22 protein-coding genes and 1 tRNA gene are annotated in these 19,407 nt (G+C 68.3%); 14 read left to right on the top strand and 9 right to left on the bottom strand.

The features are described 5' to 3' along the window. Positions 1-86 precede the first annotated feature (86 nt). The 4 genes from ACSFA2_RS16150 to ACSFA2_RS16135 all read left to right on the top strand — a co-directional run bounded on the left by ACSFA2_RS16150 (position 87) and on the right by ACSFA2_RS16135 (position 2,925). Positions 87-770: a response regulator transcription factor gene (locus tag ACSFA2_RS16150; protein ID WP_435456331.1), complete on the top strand. Its 684-nt coding sequence runs from the start codon at positions 87-89 to the stop codon at positions 768-770. After that, positions 767-2,185 (top strand): sensor histidine kinase, encoded by a 1,419-nt coding sequence (locus ACSFA2_RS16145; RefSeq protein WP_435456330.1) that lies wholly within the window; start codon positions 767-769, stop codon positions 2,183-2,185. Before ACSFA2_RS16150 ends, ACSFA2_RS16145 begins: the two co-directional genes overlap by 4 nt. A 2-nt stretch (positions 2,186-2,187) precedes the next feature. Next, complete coding sequence (locus ACSFA2_RS16140) at positions 2,188-2,616, top strand: RNA-binding S4 domain-containing protein (RefSeq protein WP_435456329.1); 429 nt, start codon at positions 2,188-2,190, stop codon at positions 2,614-2,616. 144 nt (positions 2,617-2,760) lie between these two features. Then, positions 2,761-2,925 (top strand): hypothetical protein, encoded by a 165-nt coding sequence (locus ACSFA2_RS16135; RefSeq protein ID WP_435456328.1) that lies wholly within the window; start codon positions 2,761-2,763, stop codon positions 2,923-2,925. Position 2,926: 1 nt separating this feature from the next. Here the strand turns inward: ACSFA2_RS16135 and ACSFA2_RS16130 are convergent, their stop codons facing one another. Next, positions 2,927-3,214, bottom strand: a complete 288-nt coding sequence (locus tag ACSFA2_RS16130) for a hypothetical protein (protein WP_435456327.1) — start codon at positions 3,212-3,214, stop codon at positions 2,927-2,929. 188 nt (positions 3,215-3,402) lie between these two features. Between ACSFA2_RS16130 and ACSFA2_RS16125 the strand changes: the two genes are divergently transcribed. Then, complete coding sequence (locus ACSFA2_RS16125; protein ID WP_435456326.1) at positions 3,403-3,786, top strand: hypothetical protein; 384 nt, start codon at positions 3,403-3,405, stop codon at positions 3,784-3,786. 42 nt (positions 3,787-3,828) lie between these two features. Here the strand turns inward: ACSFA2_RS16125 and ACSFA2_RS16120 are convergent, their stop codons facing one another. Continuing rightward, positions 3,829-4,101 carry a hypothetical protein gene (locus tag ACSFA2_RS16120; protein ID WP_435456325.1) on the bottom strand — a complete coding sequence of 91 codons (273 nt, stop codon included), beginning with the start codon at positions 4,099-4,101 and terminating at the stop codon, positions 3,829-3,831. 257 nt (positions 4,102-4,358) lie between these two features. Here ACSFA2_RS16120 and ACSFA2_RS16115 point away from each other — a divergent pair, with 257 nt between their 5' ends. The 4 genes from ACSFA2_RS16115 (at position 4,359) to ACSFA2_RS16100 (ending at position 7,237) form a co-directional block, all read left to right on the top strand. Continuing rightward, a complete protein-coding gene (locus ACSFA2_RS16115; protein WP_435456324.1) occupies positions 4,359-4,892 on the top strand; it encodes a hypothetical protein in 534 nt (177 codons plus the stop codon). A gap of 111 nt (positions 4,893-5,003) precedes the next feature. Continuing rightward, the gene (locus tag ACSFA2_RS16110; RefSeq protein WP_435456323.1) at positions 5,004-5,465 is read left to right on the top strand and encodes a universal stress protein; all 462 of its coding nucleotides are present in this window, start codon (positions 5,004-5,006) and stop codon (positions 5,463-5,465) included. A 16-nt stretch (positions 5,466-5,481) separates the two neighbouring features. After that, complete coding sequence (locus ACSFA2_RS16105) at positions 5,482-6,927, top strand: trypsin-like peptidase domain-containing protein (RefSeq protein ID WP_435456322.1); 1,446 nt, start codon at positions 5,482-5,484, stop codon at positions 6,925-6,927. A gap of 61 nt (positions 6,928-6,988) precedes the next feature. Then, complete coding sequence (locus ACSFA2_RS16100; protein WP_435456321.1) at positions 6,989-7,237, top strand: hypothetical protein; 249 nt, start codon at positions 6,989-6,991, stop codon at positions 7,235-7,237. Positions 7,238-7,349: 112 nt separating this feature from the next. On the opposite strand, the gene ACSFA2_RS16095 is transcribed toward ACSFA2_RS16100, so the two are convergent. The 6 genes from ACSFA2_RS16095 to cysS all read right to left on the bottom strand — a co-directional run bounded on the left by ACSFA2_RS16095 (position 7,350) and on the right by cysS (position 12,866). Then, a tRNA-Ser gene (locus ACSFA2_RS16095) sits at positions 7,350-7,442 on the bottom strand. A 36-nt stretch (positions 7,443-7,478) separates the two neighbouring features. Further along, on the bottom strand, positions 7,479-8,747 hold the full coding sequence (locus ACSFA2_RS16090; RefSeq protein ID WP_435456320.1) for an aspartate kinase: 1,269 nt from the start codon (positions 8,745-8,747) through the stop codon (positions 7,479-7,481). Between the two features lie 96 nt (positions 8,748-8,843). Beyond that, on the bottom strand, positions 8,844-9,794 hold the full coding sequence (gene tilS / locus ACSFA2_RS16085) for a tRNA lysidine(34) synthetase TilS (protein WP_435456319.1): 951 nt from the start codon (positions 9,792-9,794) through the stop codon (positions 8,844-8,846). A gap of 35 nt (positions 9,795-9,829) precedes the next feature. Further along, a complete protein-coding gene (locus ACSFA2_RS16080) occupies positions 9,830-10,810 on the bottom strand; it encodes an acetyl-CoA carboxylase carboxyltransferase subunit alpha (protein WP_435456318.1) in 981 nt (326 codons plus the stop codon). 14 nt (positions 10,811-10,824) lie between these two features. Beyond that, complete coding sequence (locus ACSFA2_RS16075; protein ID WP_435456317.1) at positions 10,825-11,475, bottom strand: DNA-3-methyladenine glycosylase family protein; 651 nt, start codon at positions 11,473-11,475, stop codon at positions 10,825-10,827. A gap of 14 nt (positions 11,476-11,489) precedes the next feature. After that, positions 11,490-12,866 carry a cysteine--tRNA ligase gene (cysS, locus tag ACSFA2_RS16070; RefSeq protein ID WP_435456316.1) on the bottom strand — a complete coding sequence of 459 codons (1,377 nt, stop codon included), beginning with the start codon at positions 12,864-12,866 and terminating at the stop codon, positions 11,490-11,492. Between the two features lie 201 nt (positions 12,867-13,067). Between cysS and ACSFA2_RS16065 the strand changes: the two genes are divergently transcribed. The 5 genes from ACSFA2_RS16065 (at position 13,068) to ACSFA2_RS16045 (ending at position 16,443) form a co-directional block, all read left to right on the top strand. Further along, positions 13,068-13,676 (top strand): tetratricopeptide repeat protein, encoded by a 609-nt coding sequence (locus ACSFA2_RS16065; protein ID WP_435456315.1) that lies wholly within the window; start codon positions 13,068-13,070, stop codon positions 13,674-13,676. An 80-nt stretch (positions 13,677-13,756) separates the two neighbouring features. After that, the gene (locus tag ACSFA2_RS16060) at positions 13,757-14,329 is read left to right on the top strand and encodes a peptidylprolyl isomerase (protein ID WP_435456538.1); all 573 of its coding nucleotides are present in this window, start codon (positions 13,757-13,759) and stop codon (positions 14,327-14,329) included. A gap of 14 nt (positions 14,330-14,343) precedes the next feature. Beyond that, on the top strand, positions 14,344-14,856 hold the full coding sequence (locus ACSFA2_RS16055) for a peptidylprolyl isomerase (protein WP_435456314.1): 513 nt from the start codon (positions 14,344-14,346) through the stop codon (positions 14,854-14,856). 19 nt (positions 14,857-14,875) lie between these two features. Then, entirely contained in the window at positions 14,876-15,643 is a 768-nt protein-coding gene (locus ACSFA2_RS16050) for a UDP-2,3-diacylglucosamine diphosphatase (protein ID WP_435456313.1), read from the top strand. An 8-nt stretch (positions 15,644-15,651) separates the two neighbouring features. Further along, on the top strand, positions 15,652-16,443 hold the full coding sequence (locus ACSFA2_RS16045; RefSeq protein WP_435456312.1) for a M90 family metallopeptidase: 792 nt from the start codon (positions 15,652-15,654) through the stop codon (positions 16,441-16,443). A 64-nt stretch (positions 16,444-16,507) separates the two neighbouring features. On the opposite strand, the gene ACSFA2_RS16040 is transcribed toward ACSFA2_RS16045, so the two are convergent. Further along, positions 16,508-19,342: a DUF349 domain-containing protein gene (locus ACSFA2_RS16040; RefSeq protein ID WP_435456311.1), complete on the bottom strand. Its 2,835-nt coding sequence runs from the start codon at positions 19,340-19,342 to the stop codon at positions 16,508-16,510. Between the last annotated feature and the right edge of the window lie 65 nt (positions 19,343-19,407).

The raw sequence follows: 19,407 nt of genomic DNA, 5'->3' as shown, positions 1-19,407 counted from the left end.
GGAAGCTGAACGCCGCTATGATGCGCCGCCCCGCTGTCAGTTGGCTGTCCTGCGGACTGGGGTAAACACCGAACCCACCTCCCCTGATGAAGCTGCTGCTGGTCGAAGACGACCCCACCATGCAAACCACGCTGCAGCGCACGCTGGGCCGCCGCCGCATCGACGTGCGGGTGTGCGGCGACGGCGCGCTCGCGCTGGCGCAATGGCAGGCGCTGGAGCCCGACGTGGTCGCGCTCGACCTCAACCTGCCGAACCTCGACGGCCTGCAGGTGCTGGCCCAGGCACGCGCTGCCGGCCTGCGCACGCCGGTGCTGCTGCTGACGGCACGCGGCACGGTGGGCGACCGCATCGTCGGGCTCAATGCGGGCGCCGACGACTACCTGCCCAAGCCCTTCGACCTGGACGAGCTCGAGGCGCGCCTGCGCGCCCTGCGCCGCCGCCATCAACAAGCCGACGGCGGCGACGCGCCGCCCGGACCGCCGCCGGTCGGCGGGCTGCGCTACGAGACCGCGAGCGGCGCCATCTACCACCGCGCTGACGTACTGGAGCTGACGCCCCGCGAGCTGGCGCTCTTGAAGGCGCTGATGGCCAACCCCGGCCATGCCGTCACCAAGGAGCGGCTGTTCGAACTGGTCTTCCCCGGCGAGGCGGACGTGCAGTACGAGGCCATCGAGGTGGTGGTGTATCGCTTGCGCAAGAAGCTGGTCGGCACCGGCACGGCGCTGATGACGCTGCGCGGGCTGGGCTACCTGCTGCGCGAGGAGCCGTGAGGCGGTTGTTCGCGATCTCGGCGATCTCCCTGCGGGCGCGGCTGCTGCTCGGCATCCTGCTGCCGGTGGCGCTGGTCATTGCGGTCAACAGCGTGAGCCTGTACCGCCAGAGCCTGGCCGCCGCCACCATCGCCTACGACCGCACGCTGCTGGCGTCGGCCAAGACCATCGGCGAGCAGCTCGACGTGACCGGCTACGACGAGGCGGCCGTGCTGCGTGCGGTCGTGCCCTATTCCGCGCTCGAGGCCTTCGAGGCCGACAGCCAGAGCCGCATGTACTACCGCGTGTCGACGCTCAATGGCGAGATGATCTCGGGTTTCGACGAGGTGCCCTTCTGGCGCGGGACGTTGCCGATCCGCCCGCCCTACGCGGCGCTGGTCGACTTCTACGATGCGGAGTTTCGCGGGCAGCAGGTGCGCATCGCCGTGCTGCTGCAGCCCGTGGCCAGCTCGGTCGGTCGTGGCATGGCCGTGGTGCAGGTGGCCGAGACCTTGGAAATCCGCGAGACCCTGGCGCGCAAGCTGCTGTTCGACACGCTGTGGCGGCAGGCCGTGCTGCTGGCCGTGATCGCCGGGGTCACCGCGCTGGTCGTGCAGCGTGCGACCCAGCCGGTGCGCGCACTGGGCGAAGCCATCGAGGCCCGCGCCGCCGACGACCTGTCGCCCATCGACGCGCCCGACGCCCCGCGCGAACTGCGCCCGCTGGTCGAAGCGACGACGCGCGTCATGGGCCGGCTGCAGGCGCTGCTCGACCACCAGAAGCGCTTCGTGCGCGACAGCGCCCACCAGTTGCGCACGCCCCTGGCCGTGCTCAAGGCGCAGGTGCAGTCGGCGCGGCGCGGCGACGTGCCGGCGGATCAGGCCCTCTGCGAGATCGACGCCACCGTGGCGCGGGCGACGACGCTGGCCAACCAGATGCTCTCGCTCGCCAAGGTCGAGCAGCTGCGCCAGCAGCCGGAGTCGAGCACGCAGGACCTGGGCGAGGTGGTGCGCCAGGTGGCGCTCGACGTGTCGCCGCTGATCGCGGACAAGGCGCTCGACTTCGAGCTCGACGCCGAGGCCGTGCAGGTGCACGCCCACCGCTGGATGCTGCAGGAGCTGACACGCAACCTGCTGCACAACGCCATCAAGCACAGCCCGCGCGGCGGCATGCTGTCGGTACGCGTTCGTGCCGACCATGGCGAGGCGCTGCTGAGCATCGCCGATGCCGGCCCCGGCATCACGGACGAACTGCGGGGCCGGTTGTTCGCGCCCTTCTCTGCCGGCGACATGGCCAGCGGCTCGGGGCTCGGGTTGGCGATCTGCCAGGAGATCGTGCAGGCACTGGGGGGAACCATCGCGCTGGACAATCGCCTGGCGGACGGCCACGTCGTCGGGCTCGACGCCACCGTGCGGGTGCCGCTGCAACAAGGATAGGAATGGATCGTCTGCGTATCGACAAGTGGCTGTGGGCTGCGCGCTTCTACAAGACCCGCTCGCTGGCGGCCGACGAGATCGGCAAGAACCGCGTGCAGGTCAACGGCGACGTGGCGAAGGCCTCGCGCGAAGTCAAGGCCGGGGACACGGTGGCGCTGCGCCAGGGCGCGGTGCAGCGGACCGTGGTCGTCCGGGGACTGAGCGGCCAGCGCGGGCCGGCGCCGGTGGCACAGCAGCTGTACGAGGAAACCGCCGAGAGCATTGCAGCGCAGGCCGAAGCGCGTGAACAGCGCCGCCTCGGCAGCGAACCGGCGCTGAGCATCGAGCAGGGACGGCCGACCAAGCGTGAGCGGCGCAGCCTCGACCAGGCCCGAAGCGGCTGGGGCCCGCGCTGGAGCGCCAGCGTGGACGGCGACGACAGTGCCGAATAGCCATCGGCGATGCGGCATAGCGGCGTGCGCGACCCGGCCGACGCCGGGGCGCGTTTAGCCGAATGGCGTATTGAGGACACGCTGCCTCACGCACAGACTGCTGGCTCGCCCCGTGGGTTCGTCACTTCCTCGAAAGGCACCAAAATGGAAACGCTTTCGCAAGCACAGTTCGTGGTGGCCCTGGCCTCGGCCGCGGGGGTCGGCATCGGCATGCTGGTGACCCTGAGCCGTTCGCAGATCGTGCTCACCCAGGCGATGGCCGCGCGTGTGGCCGCCTCCATCGCAACACTGGACGAGTCGGCACGCTGAGTCAGAACCGGCCCAGCAGGCGCTTGCGAGGCGCCCGCGCGGGTCGAGCCGCTTTCCCGTTCGGTGTCGCCAACGGGAAACGACGCAGCATCCAATGGCCGAGCGGCGTGACGGCCTCCACCGTCGCCGGCGGCTGGTCATACCCATACAGTGTGCGCACCGGCAAGGGGATCGTCGCCTTCACGTGCCCCGCCAGGTACAGGACGCGCAGACCATCCACTTCCTCCCCCGAGAACAGGTTGACCGGAAGCGCCGCATGAGCGAGCTGATGAAGGAGCAGAAGTGACACGGAGGGACCTTGGTGGGCGGCATGCGCGGCGGTCGCCGCATCGCTGACGCACTGGTTTCTTTGATTTTCGGCGGGCGCGGAGCGCCCCGGAACCCCGACCGAGGTCAACAAAGCCGGCCCGGCGTGAATAAATTGACACTGTTTAACAGTCGTCGCCGGACATACTTGTGGGTCACTCGGAGGTGCTCATGAGTCAATGGGAAGTGGAATTCGCCGACGCCGTGGCCAACCTGGAAACGGCCTATGCGGTGGACCAGCACGCCTACGACGTCCTGCGCGATCCACTCAAGGCGTCCTGGGCCTTGCTCCCGACCTGGATGTGGCCCGAACCCGAGCGCGTCGGCGCCCTGCTGCGGGCGCGCATCGACCTCGTCGTTGCGGAAGACGAGGTGCGCGACCTGGTGCGCCGCCAGAGCATCGCCATCCGCAATGCGCGGGCTCGCCGCCAGGCGATGTACCAGCGCCGCGCCTTTGCACAAACAGCCCCCGACGAACTCAGTGGCCCGGCTGCCCTGGCCGCACTGTCGCCCTCACCCATCATCAGCGCTGCGCAGCCGGCGATCGATTCCTGAGCCTGTCGGCGCAACATCGACCGCGACCGACGTTGCCGTCGGCTACTGGATCGTCGTGTGGGCAACGTCGAAGGACGGGCTGATGAACGTGGGCGCGGCGAGTTGGCCACGACGCGGGCCATCGGCGCCAGCGGCCGCCTGCAGCGCCATGTAGCCTGCGGCCAGCGCCGCCTGGTAGGTCTTGGCGGGCGCGTCGGCCGCATCGATCGGCTCGTAGACGCCCGCGTCGTCGTTCTCTTCCTGCAGCACCCAGAAATACAGGCCCGGCCACGGCTCGTCCACGGTCAGTGCAATGCGGCGCAGATCAGCAGTCATTTCTTCATCCTCGTCGGGCCGGGCCCGTTGCTGTTGTGTGTGTCGGGACCGGAGGGAACCGAGTTCTTTAGTTCACATTCGATGATCTTTGTCACCGTCTGTCGATAGCCTGAATTAGGCATGGCTTTCGCCGGATATGCGCAGCGCGGGGGAGCCGGTTGTAATGCTTTAAGTGACAAATCCCGCAAAACAACGAGAACATTAGTACTCCTTTAGCGCTTCACTGGCGTCCAATGAACCCCTTACCAGGGACGCACATGAATCAGCCACAGCACGCACCGCAAGATCCGCCGGCCTCCTTCGACTTCGACTATGCGCCCGGTGCGCTGGAAGTCCGCGTTTCCGAACTCGCCGTCGCCACGGCCGACCGGAACGACCCGCTGGTTGACGACGCATTGCGCACCGTCCTGCGCATCCTGCGAGAACAGCACGCGACCGACGCCGCCTTCGTCCTCGAACTGGTCGACGGACGCCGCGTCCAGCGCTCGCTCAACGGTGCCGCGTGCGGCAGTTTTCACACCGCCCGCTTCGGCAACCTGCTCGACTTCGCCATGGCGTGCCAGACCGTCCCGCGGACGACGAACGCCGTCTGCTATGCGAGCGTCCCGGTCGTCCTGCTCGACGGACGGGTCTACGGCACCCTGTACGGGCCGTGCTGTGATCTGGCCGAAGAAGCACGCCAGCGTGATCTGAAACGGCTGCAACTGACGGCACAACTGGCGGCCCGTCTGATCGATGCGAGGCGTGCCCGGGCGCCGATGCCGGGCACGGCCGCCACCGCAGAGGTGTAATCGCCCAAGGCCGGGCCACTGCGCTCGTTCCTCGAACTTGATCCACCGCAAGCCCCGGCGCGTGGCACCGGCGCAGCATGGTGGCTCGACGGCTTCTCAAGGAGACACACCATGTACCGCTACATCCTGGTTCCACTCGACGGCAGCAAGACGGCCGAGCGCGGCCTGCGCGAAGCGATCCGATTCGCCGACGCGCAGAAGACCAAAGGCAAGCTGCGCCTGGTGCACGTCATCGATGAGTTCCCCACGCTGGTCGAGCTCTCGTCGATGAACAGCTTCGAGCTCTCGATCCAGCGTCTGCGCGACGACGGCCATGCACTGCTGGAACGGGCCGCGCGCACCGTCGCCGAAGCCGACGTTGAGGCCGACACGGCCTTGTGTGAAGTCACACAAGGCCGCATCGCCGACGCGCTGGTGGACGAGGCCCGCAAGAGCGGCTGCGACCTCATCGTGATGGGCACGCACGGCCGCCGCGGCTTCAGCCGACTGGCGCTCGGCAGCGACGCCGACCTGGTGGTGCGCGCGAGCATGGTGCCGGTGCTGCTCGTGCGCGACACCGCGGTGGACACCTGAGGACGCCACCGTCGGCATGCTGGCACCCTGGCGCGCTGCAGCCTTCGTCAGCGGGCTCCTGCTGCTGGGTGGGTGCGCACCGCTGGTGGCCCCGCCTGCAGCGCTGCTCGCGGGCAGCACGCCGGAATCAGGGGTCGAGTCGGGGTTCGCGTCGCTGGTGACGCGGCGCAGCGCCACCGTGGTGGACATCGCGACGCTTCGCATCGGGCGCGACGCCAGCCCCGACGCGACCGAGCTCGAGTTCATGCCGGAAAACGACTTCGCCGACCGCCTGGCCTGGCCGCTCCCGGCGAGCGCGCGGCTCAGCCAGATCCGCGATCTCGCCTCGGGGCTGATTCTGTCCAGCGATGGCTACATCCTCACCAGCGCGCACGTGATCCGCAACGTGGACGACATCCAGGTCCGGCTCGACGATGGCCGGCGCTTCCGTGCACGTGTGGTGGGCCTCGACGCGCGCAGCGACGTGGGCGTGCTCAAGATCGCGGCCACCGGGCTGCCCACCGCCGTCATGGGCGATTCCTCCCGATTGGCCACGGGCGACTGGGTGGCGGCGATCGGCGCACCCTTCGGTTTCCATGGCAGCTTCACCGCCGGGGTGGTCAGCGCGACCGGCCGCTTCCTCAACGGCGCGGGCGAGATTCCGTTCATCCAGACCGACGTCGCCATCAACCCGGGCAGTTCCGGCGGTCCGCTCTTCAACAGCCGGGGCGAGGTGGTGGCGATCAATGCGCTGATCTACAGCGGCAACGGCGGCTACATGGGCATCTCCTTCGCGGTCCCCATCAATCTGGCGCTGAAAATCGCCCATGCGTTGCGCGCGAACGGCACGGTCCGGCGTGTGCACCTGGGCGCCGAGTTCCAGGGGGTGACGCCGGCACTCGCGCAATCGTTCGGCGCGCCCGGCACCACGGGTGCGCTGGTGGTGCAAGTGCACGACGGCGGTCCGGCCCACGCCGCCGGCCTGGCGGTTGGCGATATCGTGACCGCGATCGACGGTGTGCCCACGGCGCGCCCCATCGCCCTGATCGACACCATCGCCGCACGGCCGGCCGGCACGCGGTGCAGTCTGACGGTCTGGCGGCGCGGCACCGCCGTCACCGTCCGTGCCACGCTAACCCTTCAACCGGGCAGCACGCCCAACGACGCCCCGCCCGGCGATATCGCGTGGACCGACGACCTCGGTCTGACGCTGCTCGAACTCACCGCTGCACAGCGCCTGCAGCTTCGCATCGACAGCGGCCTGTGGGTGCACGATGCCGTGGGGCTCGCGCGCAGCGAAGGGGTCCGGCCGGGCGATGTGGTCATCGCCGTCAATGACCAGCGGGTGGCACACGTCGCCGACTTCAAACGCCTGGTCGCCGCGTTGCCGCCGGGCGGCGGCAGCGTCGCGCTGCTGCTGATGCGCGACCGGCGGATGGCCTACCTGGCCATCGGCTTGCCGCCGAAGCCGCCCGCGCGCTGACGCCCTCCAGGCCCCGCCAGAGACGGCCGACAATAGCCACTTCATTCACGGAGCATCTGCAATGGCGATCGAAATGGCTTTCTGGGCCGAACCGGAACACATGGACGCCATCCGGGCGGCCAATGGCCTCGCGAGCGGGCTGAAGAACGTCCCCCTTTGCCCGTTCAACGTCGGCGACACCTTCAGCTACCCCGGCCCCACCAATGCCCTGGCCTACCGGGTCATCCAGCGGCATTACCAGCCGATGGCGGATGGGAGCGCGAAGTGGGTCATGAAGATCGAACCCTGCGCGCATCCGGTGGCCGGGTAGTTCCCGGCATCAACGGGCGACGAAACGCGTCAGCATCCAGACGCAAGAAAGCCCCGACTGGCGGGGCTTTCAGGGGCTTTTGATGCACCGCGAGGTGATCAGAAGCCAATTCTGGCGGAACCGGAGGGATTCGAACCCTCGATGAGGCTCTACACCCCATACTCCCTTAGCAGGGGAGCACCTTCGGCCACTCGGTCACAGTTCCTTTGGAGGCGTGATTATGCCAGTGTTCGGGGCGTTTTCAGGCGGTCGGCTGGTCGAGATCGAAGGCTTTGTGCAATGAACGCACCGCCAGCTCCATGTACTTCTCGTCGATCACGACGGAGGTCTTGATTTCGCTGGTGGAAATCATCTGGATGTTGATGCCCTCTTCGCTCAGCACGCGGAACATCTTGCTGGCAACGCCGACGTGGCTGCGCATGCCGATGCCCACGATGCTGACCTTGCAGATCTTGGTGTCGCCCACGATCTCGGCCGCACCCAGCGTCGGCAGCACCTTGGCCTTGAGCAGATCGGTGGCCTTGGCGTAGTCGTTGCGGTTCACCGTGAAGCTGAAGTCGGTTTTCCCGTCCTTGCTCAGGTTCTGGATGATCACGTCGACCTCGATGTTCGCGTCGGCGATGGCACCGAGGATGTGGTACGCGATGCCCGGCTTGTCGGGCACGCCCAGCACCGAGATCTTCGCCTCGTCGCGGTTGAACGCGATGCCGGATACGACGGCTTGTTCCATGTTTTCGTCTTCCTCGAAAGTGATCAGCGTGCCGGACTTGGCTTCTTCATTGATGTCGATGTCCCAGGGCGTGAAGCTCGACAGCACGCGCAGCGGGACCTTGTACTTGCCGGCGAATTCCACCGAGCGGATCTGCAGCACCTTGGAGCCGAGGCTCGCCATCTCGAGCATTTCCTCGAAGCTGACGGTCTGCAGCCGGCGCGCGTCGGGTTCTACGCGCGGGTCGGTGGTGTAGACGCCGTCGACGTCGGTGTAGATCAGGCATTCGGCGGCCTTCATCGCCGCGGCGATGGCCACGGCCGAGGTGTCGCTGCCGCCCCGGCCCAGCGTCGTGATGTTGCCGGCATCGTCCACGCCCTGGAAGCCCGTGATGACCACCACCTTGCCGGCGTCGAGGTCGGCGCGCACGCGGGCGTCGTCGATGCTTTCGATGCGGGCCTTGGTGAAGGCGCTGTCAGTGCGCACCGAGACCTGCCAACCGGCATAGCTCACCGACGGCACGCCCTCGGCCTGCAGCGCGATGGCCAGCAGCGCCGACGAAGCCTGCTCGCCGGTCGACGCGAGCATGTCGAGTTCGCGGTCGTGGCTCGCGTCGGTCTTGCTGGACGCGAGCTCCTTCGCAAGGCCCAGCAGCCGGTTGGTCTCGCCGCTCATGGCACTCGGGACCACCACCATCTGGTGGCCGGCGCGTGCCCATTTGGCGACGCGCTTGGCGACGTTCTTGATGCGCTCGGTCGAGCCCATCGACGTACCGCCGTATTTGTGAACGATCAATGCCATGGGTGAAATCAAGGAGAGGAAAAACGGACGCCGCGAAGTCGGCGACGGCCCTGCGGACCGCTTCGTCGATGGCCGATTCAGCGCAAAGGCTGCGAGCTACGGCGAAGGCGCGACATTGTACCAACGCAGCCGCGCGCCATCCCGCTCGACGAAGCCGTCGGCGACCTTCAGCCGGATGCCGTGGCCGCGGGTGCGGCAGGCCTCGACCTGGTCGAGCAGCTGCTGCAGTTGCGCCTCGCTCGGCACCGCGCGGTGGACGCTGCGCAGCCAGTGCCGCAAGGCGTTGGCACGGCGCTCGCGCGACAGGGCCTGCAAAGCGTCGATGGCTGGCGGCATGCCGGCCGTCGCCAGATCGATCTCTGCCAGCTCGGTCAGCAAGGCCGACGCGCGCGCCGCGTTGCGGGCACTGCGCGCGAAGGTGTCGCGGAACTGCGGCAAGGCCTCGGCCAGCGCCGGCAGCACGCGCCGGCGGATGCGGTTGCGCGTGTAGCGCTCGTCGGTGTTGCTCGGGTCTTCGACGAACGGGATGGCTTCGGCTGCGAGCCACATGCGCAGCTCGGTCGCCGGCACATCGAGCAGCGGTCGGTGGAAGCGAATGCCGTGGCGCGTCATCTCACGCGGCATGGCGGCGAGACCATCGAGCCCCGCGCCGCGACCAAGCGCGATCAGCATCGTCTCGACCTGGTCGTCCGCGTGCTGGGCCAGCAGCACGTCCTGCAGCCCCTGCGCCGACGCGAGCACGGCCAGCGTGGCGTAGCGCGCCCGCCGTGCGGCGTCTTCGGGACTGTCACCGCTGTCGTGGCGGGCGTCCACACGACCGGTGTGCAGCGGCACGCCCAGCGCGGCGCAGGTCGCGGCGCAGTGACGCTCGAAATCATCCGCCGCCGACTGCAGGCCGTGGTGCACATGCAGCGCATGCACCTGGCCCGGCCAGCGCACCGCCGCCGCGTGCAGCAAGGCCGTCGAATCCGCACCGCCGCTGTAGGCGACGCCCAGCGGAAGCGACACCGCCCACGAGGCGAGCGCGTGGGCGGCGGGGTTGTCCATGGTGAAGGGCAGACCGGAACCGGCCCGCAAGCACGTCAGCGCGTGCTGTCGGCCTTGGTGTCCGAGAAGCGGCCGTAGCTCTGCAGGCGCTCGTAACGGCGTTCCAGCAATTCCTTGGGCTTCAGGTCGCTGACCTGGCGGAAGGCGTCGTTCAGGGCGCGCTTGAGGAAAGCGGCCATCTGCTTGTGGTCGCGATGCGCGCCGCCGACCGGCTCGTTCACGATCTTGTCGACCAGGCCCAGCGCCTTCAGGCGGTGGGCCGTGATGCCCAGCGCGTCGGCCGCTTCCTGCGCCTTTTCGCTGGTCTTCCACAGGATCGACGCACAGCCTTCGGGGCTGATCACCGAGTAGATCGAGTACTGCAGCATCACCAGCTGGTCGCCCACCGAAATGGCCAGCGCGCCGCCGGAGCCGCCTTCACCGATGATGGTGACGATGATCGGCACCTCGAGCTGCGCCATCTCGAAGATGTTGCGGCCGATGGCCTCCGACTGGCCGCGCTCTTCGGCGTCGATGCCCGGGTACGCACCGGGCGTGTCGACGAAGGTGAAGACCGGGAGCTTGAACTTCTCGGCCGTCTTCATCAGGCGCAACGCCTTGCGGTAACCCTCGGGCTTGCTCATGCCGAAGTTGCGCGCGGTACGCTCCTTCGTGTCGCGGCCCTTCTGATGGCCGATGACCATGCAGGGCACGCCGTTGAAGCGCGCCAACCCGCCGATGATCGACAGGTCATCCGAGAAATGGCGGTCGCCATGCAGCTCGACGAAGTCGGTGAAGATCTCGTGGACGTAGTCGAGCGTGTACGGGCGTTCCGGATGCCGGGCGATCTTGGTGATCTTCCAGGGCGTCAGGTCGCTGTAGATGTCCTTGGTGAGCTGCTGGCTCTTCTTGCTGAGCTGGTCGATCTCTTCGGAGATGTCGACCGCTGATTCCGTCTGCACATAGCGCAGTTCTTCGATCTTGCCTTCGAGTTCAGCGATGGGCTGCTCGAAGTCGAGGAAGGTTCGTTTCGCCAACGTCTTCTCCTGTTTTAGTACGCGACCGGTACCGGGTCGAGCGACCGCCAAATATACCAAGTCGCCACGCTGCAATAAGGGGCCCAGCCCACGCCCACCTCGCGCAGGTCGCTGCGGCTGACCGGCTCTCCCGAAAAGTAGTTCTGGCTCACGCCGTTGATGAGGCCGGCGTCGTCCAGCGGCAGCACGTTGGGGCGCATGAGGTGGAAGATGAGGAACATCTCGGCGGTCCAGCGGCCGATCCCGCGGATCGCCACCAGCTCGTCGATGATCATCTCGTCGGTCATGTCCTTCCAGGCGTCGATGTGCACGGCGCCGGAATCGAAATGAATGGCGAGGTCGACCAGGTACTCGACCTTGCGCGCCGACAGCCCGGCTGCGCGCATGTCGTCGACCTTGAGCTTGAGCACGTTGCGCGGCGTCATCTTGCGCGGCAGCGCCTCGAAGCGGTCCCACACCGACTGCGCCGCCTTCACGGAAATCTGCTGACCGACGATGCTGCGCGCCAGGGTGGTGAAGGCGTCGCCGCGCGATTCGAGGCAGGCGTCGCCGAACTGCGGGATGAGCCGCTTCATCACCCGGTCCTTCTTGGCCAGGTGCTTGCAGGCTTCCACCCAGTAGTCGGGCGTGATGATCTTGACGGGCAGGGCAACGGCGGGCGACATCGGGGTCCGTTCCTTCACTGCGCCGCAGCCCAGGTCGTGCCTGTGGCGGCGTCCTTGAGCACGATGCCCTGGGTGAGCAGGTCGTTGCGGATGCGGTCGGCCTCGCCGAAATTCTTCGCGGCCTTGGCCGCCGCGCGCTGCGCGATCAGCACCTGGATGGCTGCGTCGTCGAGCGCGCTGCCTGACTGAAGGAACTGCTGCGGGTCGCCCTGCAGCAGGCCCAGCGTGCCGGCCAGCGCCTTCAACAGGCCAGCTGTTTCAGCGGACTGAGCGCGATGGACGCCCGCGGCCAACTCAAACAGAATCGCAACGGCCCCAGGCGTACCGAAGTCCTCATCCATTGCTGCCTTAAATGCGGCCGCATGCGGATTTGTCCAGTCGAGATCAACTTGTGCGGGCGTCACAAGATGCAGCGCGGTGTAAAGCCGCTTGAGCGCGTTGCGCGCATCGTCCAGATGCGCGTCGCTGTAGTTGAGCGGGCTGCGGTAGTGCGTGCGCACGAGGAAGAAGCGCAGCGTCTCGCGGTCGTACTTCTGCAGCACTTCGCGGATGGTGAAGAAGTTGCCCAGGCTCTTGGACATCTTCTCGTTGTCCACGCGCACGAAGCCGTTGTGCATCCACACCTTGGCGAGCGGCTTGCCGTGCGCGCCTTCGCTCTGCGCGATCTCGTTCTCGTGGTGCGGGAACTGCAGGTCGGCGCCGCCGCCGTGGATGTCGAAGGTTTCGCCCAGCGTGGCGCAGCTCATGGCCGAGCATTCGATGTGCCAGCCCGGCCGGCCCGAGCCGAAGGGGCTGGCCCACTTCACTTCCGCCGGCTCGGTCGGCTTGGACGCCTTCCAGAGCACGAAGTCGAGCGGGTCGTCCTTGCCGTCGAGCACCGCGACGCGTTCGCCGGCATGCAGCTCGTCGAGCGACTTGCCCGACAGCTTGCCGTAGCCGGGAAACTTGCGCACCGCGTAGTTCACGTCGCCCATCGGCGAGCGGTAGGCCAGGCCCTTCTGCTCGAGCGTCTCGATGATGCCGAGCATCTGCGGCACGTACTCGGTCGCACGCGGCTCGATGGTCGGCGGCTCGATGCCGAGCGCGGCGACGTCCTCGTGCATCAGCGCGATCATCTCGTCGGTCAGCGCGCGGATCGTGATGCCACGCTTGACCGCGCGCTCGATGATCTTGTCGTCGATGTCGGTGATGTTGCGCACGTAGGTCACGTTGAGGCCGGTGGCGCGCAGCCAGCGCTGCACCACGTCGAAGGCCATCATCATCCGCGCGTGGCCGATGTGGCACAGGTCGTACACGGTCATGCCGCAGACGTACATGCGCACCTGGCCGGGTTGCAGTGGAGAAAACTCCTCCAATTCACGCGACAGCGTGTTGTAGATGCGCAGACTCATGGAAATCGGAAAGCGTCGGCCTGCGACTCGGGCGACGCAGGCGAACAAGGGTTTTGTCAGGGGTGTGGGGGCTGCCGCACGAGGGGTTCGGCTTGGCCCCTCGGCTACAATCGCGCCCAGTATAAACGGCCCCTGCCGTGCATCTTCGACAGATCCTCGGGTGATTCTCGAAGCCCGCGCCGGACCCTCTTCCCGAGCCTCATGAAGCAAGCCGTCACCCTCCTCCTCTCCTCGTTGTCCTTTCGCCCTGCACTGCGCCTGCTCGGCATCCTGCTGTTCGCAGCGGCCGGCACGCTCGCACACGCCGACGACTACGCCGACGTCAACCAGCTGCTGCGCCAGGGCAAGGCCGCCGAGGCCTTGACCAAGGCCGACGCCTATATCGCCGGCAAGCCGCGCGACCCGCAGATGCGCTTCCTGCGCGGCGTGATCCTCACCGAGCAAGGCAAGACGGCCGACGCGACCACCGCCTTCGTGCAGCTCACGCAGGACTTCCCCGAACTGCCCGAGCCGTATAACAACCTGGCAGCGCTCTATGCGCAGCAAAGCAAATTCGAACAGGCGCGCGACGCGCTGGAGAACGCGATCCGTCTCAACCCGAATTACGCCACGGCGCACGAGAACCTCGGCGACGTGTATGCGCGGCTTGCGGCCCAGTCCTATGCCAAGGCGCAGCAGCTCGCGTCCACCAATGCCAGCGCGGCACCCAAGCTCGCGCTGATCCGGCAGATCTTCACCGGCACGCCGGCCTCCATCTCGGCACTGCCGGGTGCGCCGACCGACGCGCGCAAGCAGACGCACACCAAGTAAACCGTTCGCGCCTCGGGGCGCGTGGTGCCGCCGAGGCACGTCCACTCCTGCAGAAAGCGAGTCATCCCTTGAGCTTCCACATCCTCTCGCGCCGCACGGCGCTGGTCCTTGCCGCCACGCTCGCCCTCGGCGCAAGCGCATGGGCACAAGGCGCGGCACCGCGCGTGAAGCTGGCCACGTCGGCTGGCGACATCGTCGTCGAGCTGGCGCCGGAGAAGGCGCCGAAGACGGTCGCGAACTTCCTCCAGTACGTCCAGGACAAGCACTACGACGGCACGGTGTTCCACCGCGTTATCGACGGCTTCATGATTCAGGGCGGCGGCTTCACCGCCGACATGCGCCAGAAGCCGACGCGCGCACCGGTGCCGCTGGAGGCCTCGAATGGCCTCAAGAACGCCAAGTACACGATCGCCATGGCGCGCACCGGCGACCCGAATTCGGCAACATCGCAGTTCTTCATCAACGTGAAGGACAACGCGATGCTCGACGCCCCCAACCCGGACGGCCATGGCTACACCGTGTTCGGCAAGGTGGTCGCGGGCAGCGACGTGGTCGACAAGATCCGCGCCGTCCAGACCGGCAACAAGAGCGGCATGCAGAACGTGCCGCTCGACACCATCACCATCCAGTCCGCCACCGTCGTGGCGAAGTAAACCAGGAGCCATCCATGAGCAACCCCCAAGTCGAACTCGTCATCACCGGCCAGGGAACCATCACCCTCGAACTGGACCGCGCCAAGGCGCCGAAGTCGGTCGAGAACTTCATCGGCTATGTGAAGAGCGGCCACTACGACAACACGGTGTTCCATCGCGTCATCCCCGGCTTCATGGTGCAAGGCGGCGGCTTCGAGCCCGGCATGACGCAAAAGCCCACCGGCGCCGAGATCGAGAACGAGGCCAACAATGGCCTGAAGAACGACAAGTACACGGTCGCGATGGCCCGCACCAGCGCCCCGCACTCGGCCACGGCCCAGTTCTTCATCAACATCGCCGACAACGGCTTCTTGAACCACACCGCACCGTCGGCGCAGGGCTGGGGCTACGCCGTGTTCGGCAAGGTCATCGCCGGTACGGACGTGGTCGACAAGATCAAGGCCCTCAAGACCGGCCGCAAGGGCTTCCACGACGACGTGCCGCTGGAAGACGTGATCATCGAGAAGGCCACTGTCACGGTCGAGTAAGGCCGGGGTGTCGCGCGGCATGAACGAGCAGGCCTTCGCCGAACTCGTGGCGCCGGCCGCATGGCACACGGTCGACCTGCTCTCCGACCTGCACCTGCAGGCCAGCGAGCCGGTGACTTTCGACGCCTGGCGCGGCTACCTCGAGACCACGCCGGCCGACGCGCTTTTCATCCTCGGCGACCTGTTCGAGGTCTGGGTCGGCGACGACGCGGCCGCCCTCCCCGGCTTCGAGGCGCAATGCGCCGATCTGCTGCGCGCGGCATCGCTGCGGCGGCCGATCTTCTTCATGCACGGCAACCGCGACTTTCTCGTCGGTCCGGATTTCGCCGCACGTTGCGGCTTCACGCTGCTCGAAGATCCGACCGTCCTCGTGCTGCACGGCCAACGCTGGCTGCTGAGCCACGGCGACGCGCTGTGCCTCGAAGACACCGACTACCTGGAGTTTCGCGCCCAGGTCCGCACCCCGGCGTGGCAGCAGGCCTTTCTGTCGCAACCGCTTGAAGTGCGCCGCACGCTCGCGCGATCGATGCGCACCCAGAGCGAACAGCGCAAGACGACGCCCGGCATGGTCTGGGCCGATGTCGACCCCAACGCGGCCCGTGAATGGCTGAACCGCGCCCATGCGCACACGCTGGTCCACGGCCACACGCATCGGCCCGCCGAGCATGCGCTGGGCGACGGCCTGCGCCGCATCGTGCTGAGCGACTGGGACGCCGATGCACACCCGCCCCGTGCGCAGGTGCTGTGCGTGTCGGCCGCGGAAGCGCGGCGCGTCGACGTCCGCTGAGGGCCGCGATGTTCAAGTGGCTTCGCGGCCTGCGTGCCGCCCCCGAGATTCCCGATACCGCCTGGCAGGCCACGCTGGCCCGATACCCGTTCCTGGCCGAGCGACCGACGGCGGATGCTGATCGGCTGCGCGCCCTGGCGGCCGAATTCCTGCGCGACAAGGAATTCCATGGCGCGCATGGCTTCGTCATCACCGACGAGGTGGCGCTGGCCGTCGCGGCACAGGCGGTGCTGCCGGTGCTGCACCTGCCCGGCGGGCTCGACTGGTACGGCGACTTCGTCGGCATCGTGGTGCATCCGTCCGAAGTGGTCGCGCGACGCAAGACCGTGGACGAGACCGGCGTGGTCCACGAATACGACGAAGTGGTCGCCGGCGAGGCCATGGACCGCGGCCCCGTCATGCTGAGCTGGCAGGACGTGCTCGCCAGCAGCCTCACGGCGGCTGACGGCTACAACGTCGTGATCCACGAGTTCGCCCACAAGATCGACATGCGCGACGGCGCCGCGGACGGCTGCCCGACACTGCCGCCCGGCTTCGGTGGCCATGTCAGCGCGCGCGATGCGCATGCGGCGTGGCGCGCAGTGATCCAGCCGGCCTTCGACGCCTTCCGCGAGAAGACGATCGTGGCCGAACGCTTCGGCGGCGAGGCGCCCTGGCTCGACCCCTACGGGGCCGAGTCGATCAGCGAGTTCTTCGCGGTGGCGTGCGAGGCGTACTTCGTGAACCGCACGCGCTTCGGCGAGGAATTCCCGCCGCTGCTGGCGCTGTTCGACGCGTTCTTCACACCCCCAAGCCGCTGAAAAGACAAAAGGCCGCGCGCCCCTCGGCGACGCGGCCTCCTCTCTGAGCCTGAGCCTGCGGCGCTTACTTGCGCAGCAGCGCCTTCAGCGCGTTCTGCAGACGGCGCGCCGTGGCCGCATCGTGCGCCGACGCCAGCACCTTGCCCGCATCCTCGCCCCAGGTCTGCGCCGGCGCCGGGTCGCCACGCTTGGTCAGCAACTTGAGCTGCAGGGCGCGACGCGCATCGATCTGGTCGGCCGGCGTCGGTACCTCGGCCGCCATCTCCAGGCGCAACAGGGCTTCGCCCGCGTCGCCGGAGGGCGGCTTGGCCACCGCCTGCGTCCAGGCCGTGCGCACGGCGGGCGTCACTGCCCGGCCGAGTTCCTGCACGCTCGGCAGTTCGGCGGCGTCACGCTTCTCCCAGGCGCCCAGCAGGTGCGTGAGCGCTTCGCCGTGGGCCTGGGCCGCCAGCTTGCGCAGCGCCAGATCGGCGCGCTCGAGCGCCTCGCGTTGCGCACGGAAGGCCGTGTCGCCCAGACGGGGACCGCGGTCTTCGAAACGCGGCGGACGGTCGCCGAAACGATCGCCTCCCGGGCCACCGGCACGCGGGCCGCGATCGTTCGGACGCCCACCCGGGCCGCTGCGGCTGTCGCGGCGGTCGCCGAAGCGGCCGGTCGGACCCGCCGGCTCCGCCTTGCGGCTGCCCGGACGGTCGTCGCCGCGGCGCGCGGCCACCACCGGCTTCGGCGCGGCCTTGGGCGGCGCGACCGGTGTGGCGGCCGCGTCGTTGTCGCCTTCGTCGGCACGTGCGGAGAAGTCGGCGCTGCCGACCGGAGCGATCAGGTCGCCCGACGGCGCAGGTGCGGCGGTCTGGCCTGCCTCGTCCGGTTCGGGCGCCGCCACCGGCGGCGGCGCTTCGGTTTCACCCGGCACCGGCTGCACCGAGGCGCCTTCGCCGAACTCGGCGGCGGCCTGGCCAGGCGCGACGATCTCGGTTGCACCGACGGCCGGACCGTCGCTCCCGGACGTGACCGGAGCAGGTACGGGAGCGGGCGCCGGACGCGTCGGCGCCTCACCGCGCAGCGCGGCCTCGAGCTGCGCCACCGCGGCACGAATCTTCTGCACGTCGCCGGAAGCATTCGCCGCGTCGAGCGCCTTGGACGCCTCCAGCACGTTCCGGTCGTGCTCGCTCATCGCCGTGGAGGCCTTCTCGCGCTCGGCCGTCTTGCGGTTGAAGGCTTCGTCGATCGGTGCGCGGAACGCGTCCCACAGCTTCTGTTCCTGGCGGCGATCAAGCGGCACGCCCTGGGCCTCGGCCTGCCAGCGCTGCTGCAGCGCCTTGACGGCGTCGATGCGCAGCATGGGTTGGGCGCCCAGGTCGGTGGCCTCGGCGATCATGGCATGGCGGCGCTCGATGCTGGCGGCCTGCGCCGTTTCGAGCGGCGCACGGGCGGCACCGAAGGCCTCGTTCCAGAGCGGCTGCAATTCGGCGAAGACCTTTTCGCCGACATGGCCGCCGTCGCGCCAGCGGTCGGCGAACTGGTGCAGGGCGCGGTTGTGCGCCTTCAGGTCGGACGCACTGGCGTGCGCTTCGGCCCAGGCCTTCACTTCTTCAATCAGCGCCACGCGATGGGCGCGGTGCTCGGCCGCATCGGCACGCACCTTGTCGAGCCAGGCTTCCACCACCTTGTGGGCCTCGTTGCAAGCCTCGTCGAAGCGCTTCCAGAGCGCGTGGTTGGGCACACCGCCCTGGTCGGCCTTCTTCCATTGCTCGCGCAGCGTGCGCAGCGATTCCTGAATCTTGCGGCCGCCGAGCGCCTGGCCTTCCGGGCGCTTGAGCAGGCCTTCGGCCTTGGCGACGAGGTCTTCGCGCACCTTGTCGGCGCTCCAGCGCTGCCAGCCTTCGAGTTCGCCCGCGGCGACCAGGGCGGCGTGCACCCGGGCTTCGAGCGCCGCGTCGACCTGCTTGCCGTGTTCCTTGAGCACCGCGCGCAGCGCGGCGGCCGCACCGGCGCTGGCCTTGCCGTGGCCCTCGGCCGTTTCCTGTTCCAGCTTCGCCAGCGCGACCTCGACCACGGCCTGGGCGGCCGCGCGCTTCTCGGGGTCGATCTTCGGGCCGGCCGGCTTGGCAGGCGCCGCAGCGGCGGCCTCGGTCGGCAGCCCGCGGGCGGCGCGCAGTTCATCGGCCCAGACGGGCACCGGCGGCAGCGGCGCCGCGGTGTCGGCCGCGGCGGCGATGGCTTGCGCCAGCGCGCCGTGGAAAGCATCGGACACGACCAGCAGCTGCGCCTTGGAGGCATCGATCTGCGGAGCGAACTTGGCGTCCAGGCTGTTCCAGTTGGCGTCGGCGGTCAGCTCGGTGGCCTGTTGCTGCCAGTGGGTCACGTCGGCACGCAGGCCTTCCTCGGCCGCCTGCGCATCGCGCCAGCCCTTGGTCGACAGCACCTCGAAGCGCTGCGCCAGGAGCACGGCAGCCTCGCGCTGGACCTGGGCGCGGTGCTGCAGGTCCTCGATGCCTTTCACACGCTCGGCCAGCTGCACCTTGAAGCCGGCCAGCGGCTCGCGCGACAGCGGCGCACCGGCCTTGGCGGCGTCGCGCTGCCAGGCGAGCGCGTCGGCGATGTTGAGCTTGGACTGCGCCAGCAGGGCTTCGGCCTTTTGTGCCCATTCGGCCGCGATGGCCTCCTGGCCCTTGGCGCGCTTGATCTCGTCGAGCTTCTCGCGCAGCAGGCGCGCGGCGCCCTTGTCACGGCCGCTGAGCTCCTTGAACACCTCCTGCATCTGGTCGGGCGAAGGATTCGCCGAGAGCCACTCGCGGATGCGCTGCGCCCGTTCGCCAGACGTGGGGGCGGTGAACGCGCCGCCCGTGAGCGTGTCGAGAGACTGAAGGTCTTGGTGCTTGGAAGAGGTAGAGGTCACTGCGCGCAGGTCGTTGTCGGAGGAAAGATGAGAAAAGCGAAGGCGCCGGCAAAAAGCCGGCGCAC

Origin of the sequence: Variovorax cryoconiti (genome assembly GCF_051216395.1) — a bacterium.
Classification (GTDB): domain Bacteria; phylum Pseudomonadota; class Gammaproteobacteria; order Burkholderiales; family Burkholderiaceae_C; genus Variovorax.
Note: the sequence above shows the minus strand (reverse complement) of the source record. Positions and strands in the feature narration are given on the sequence as shown.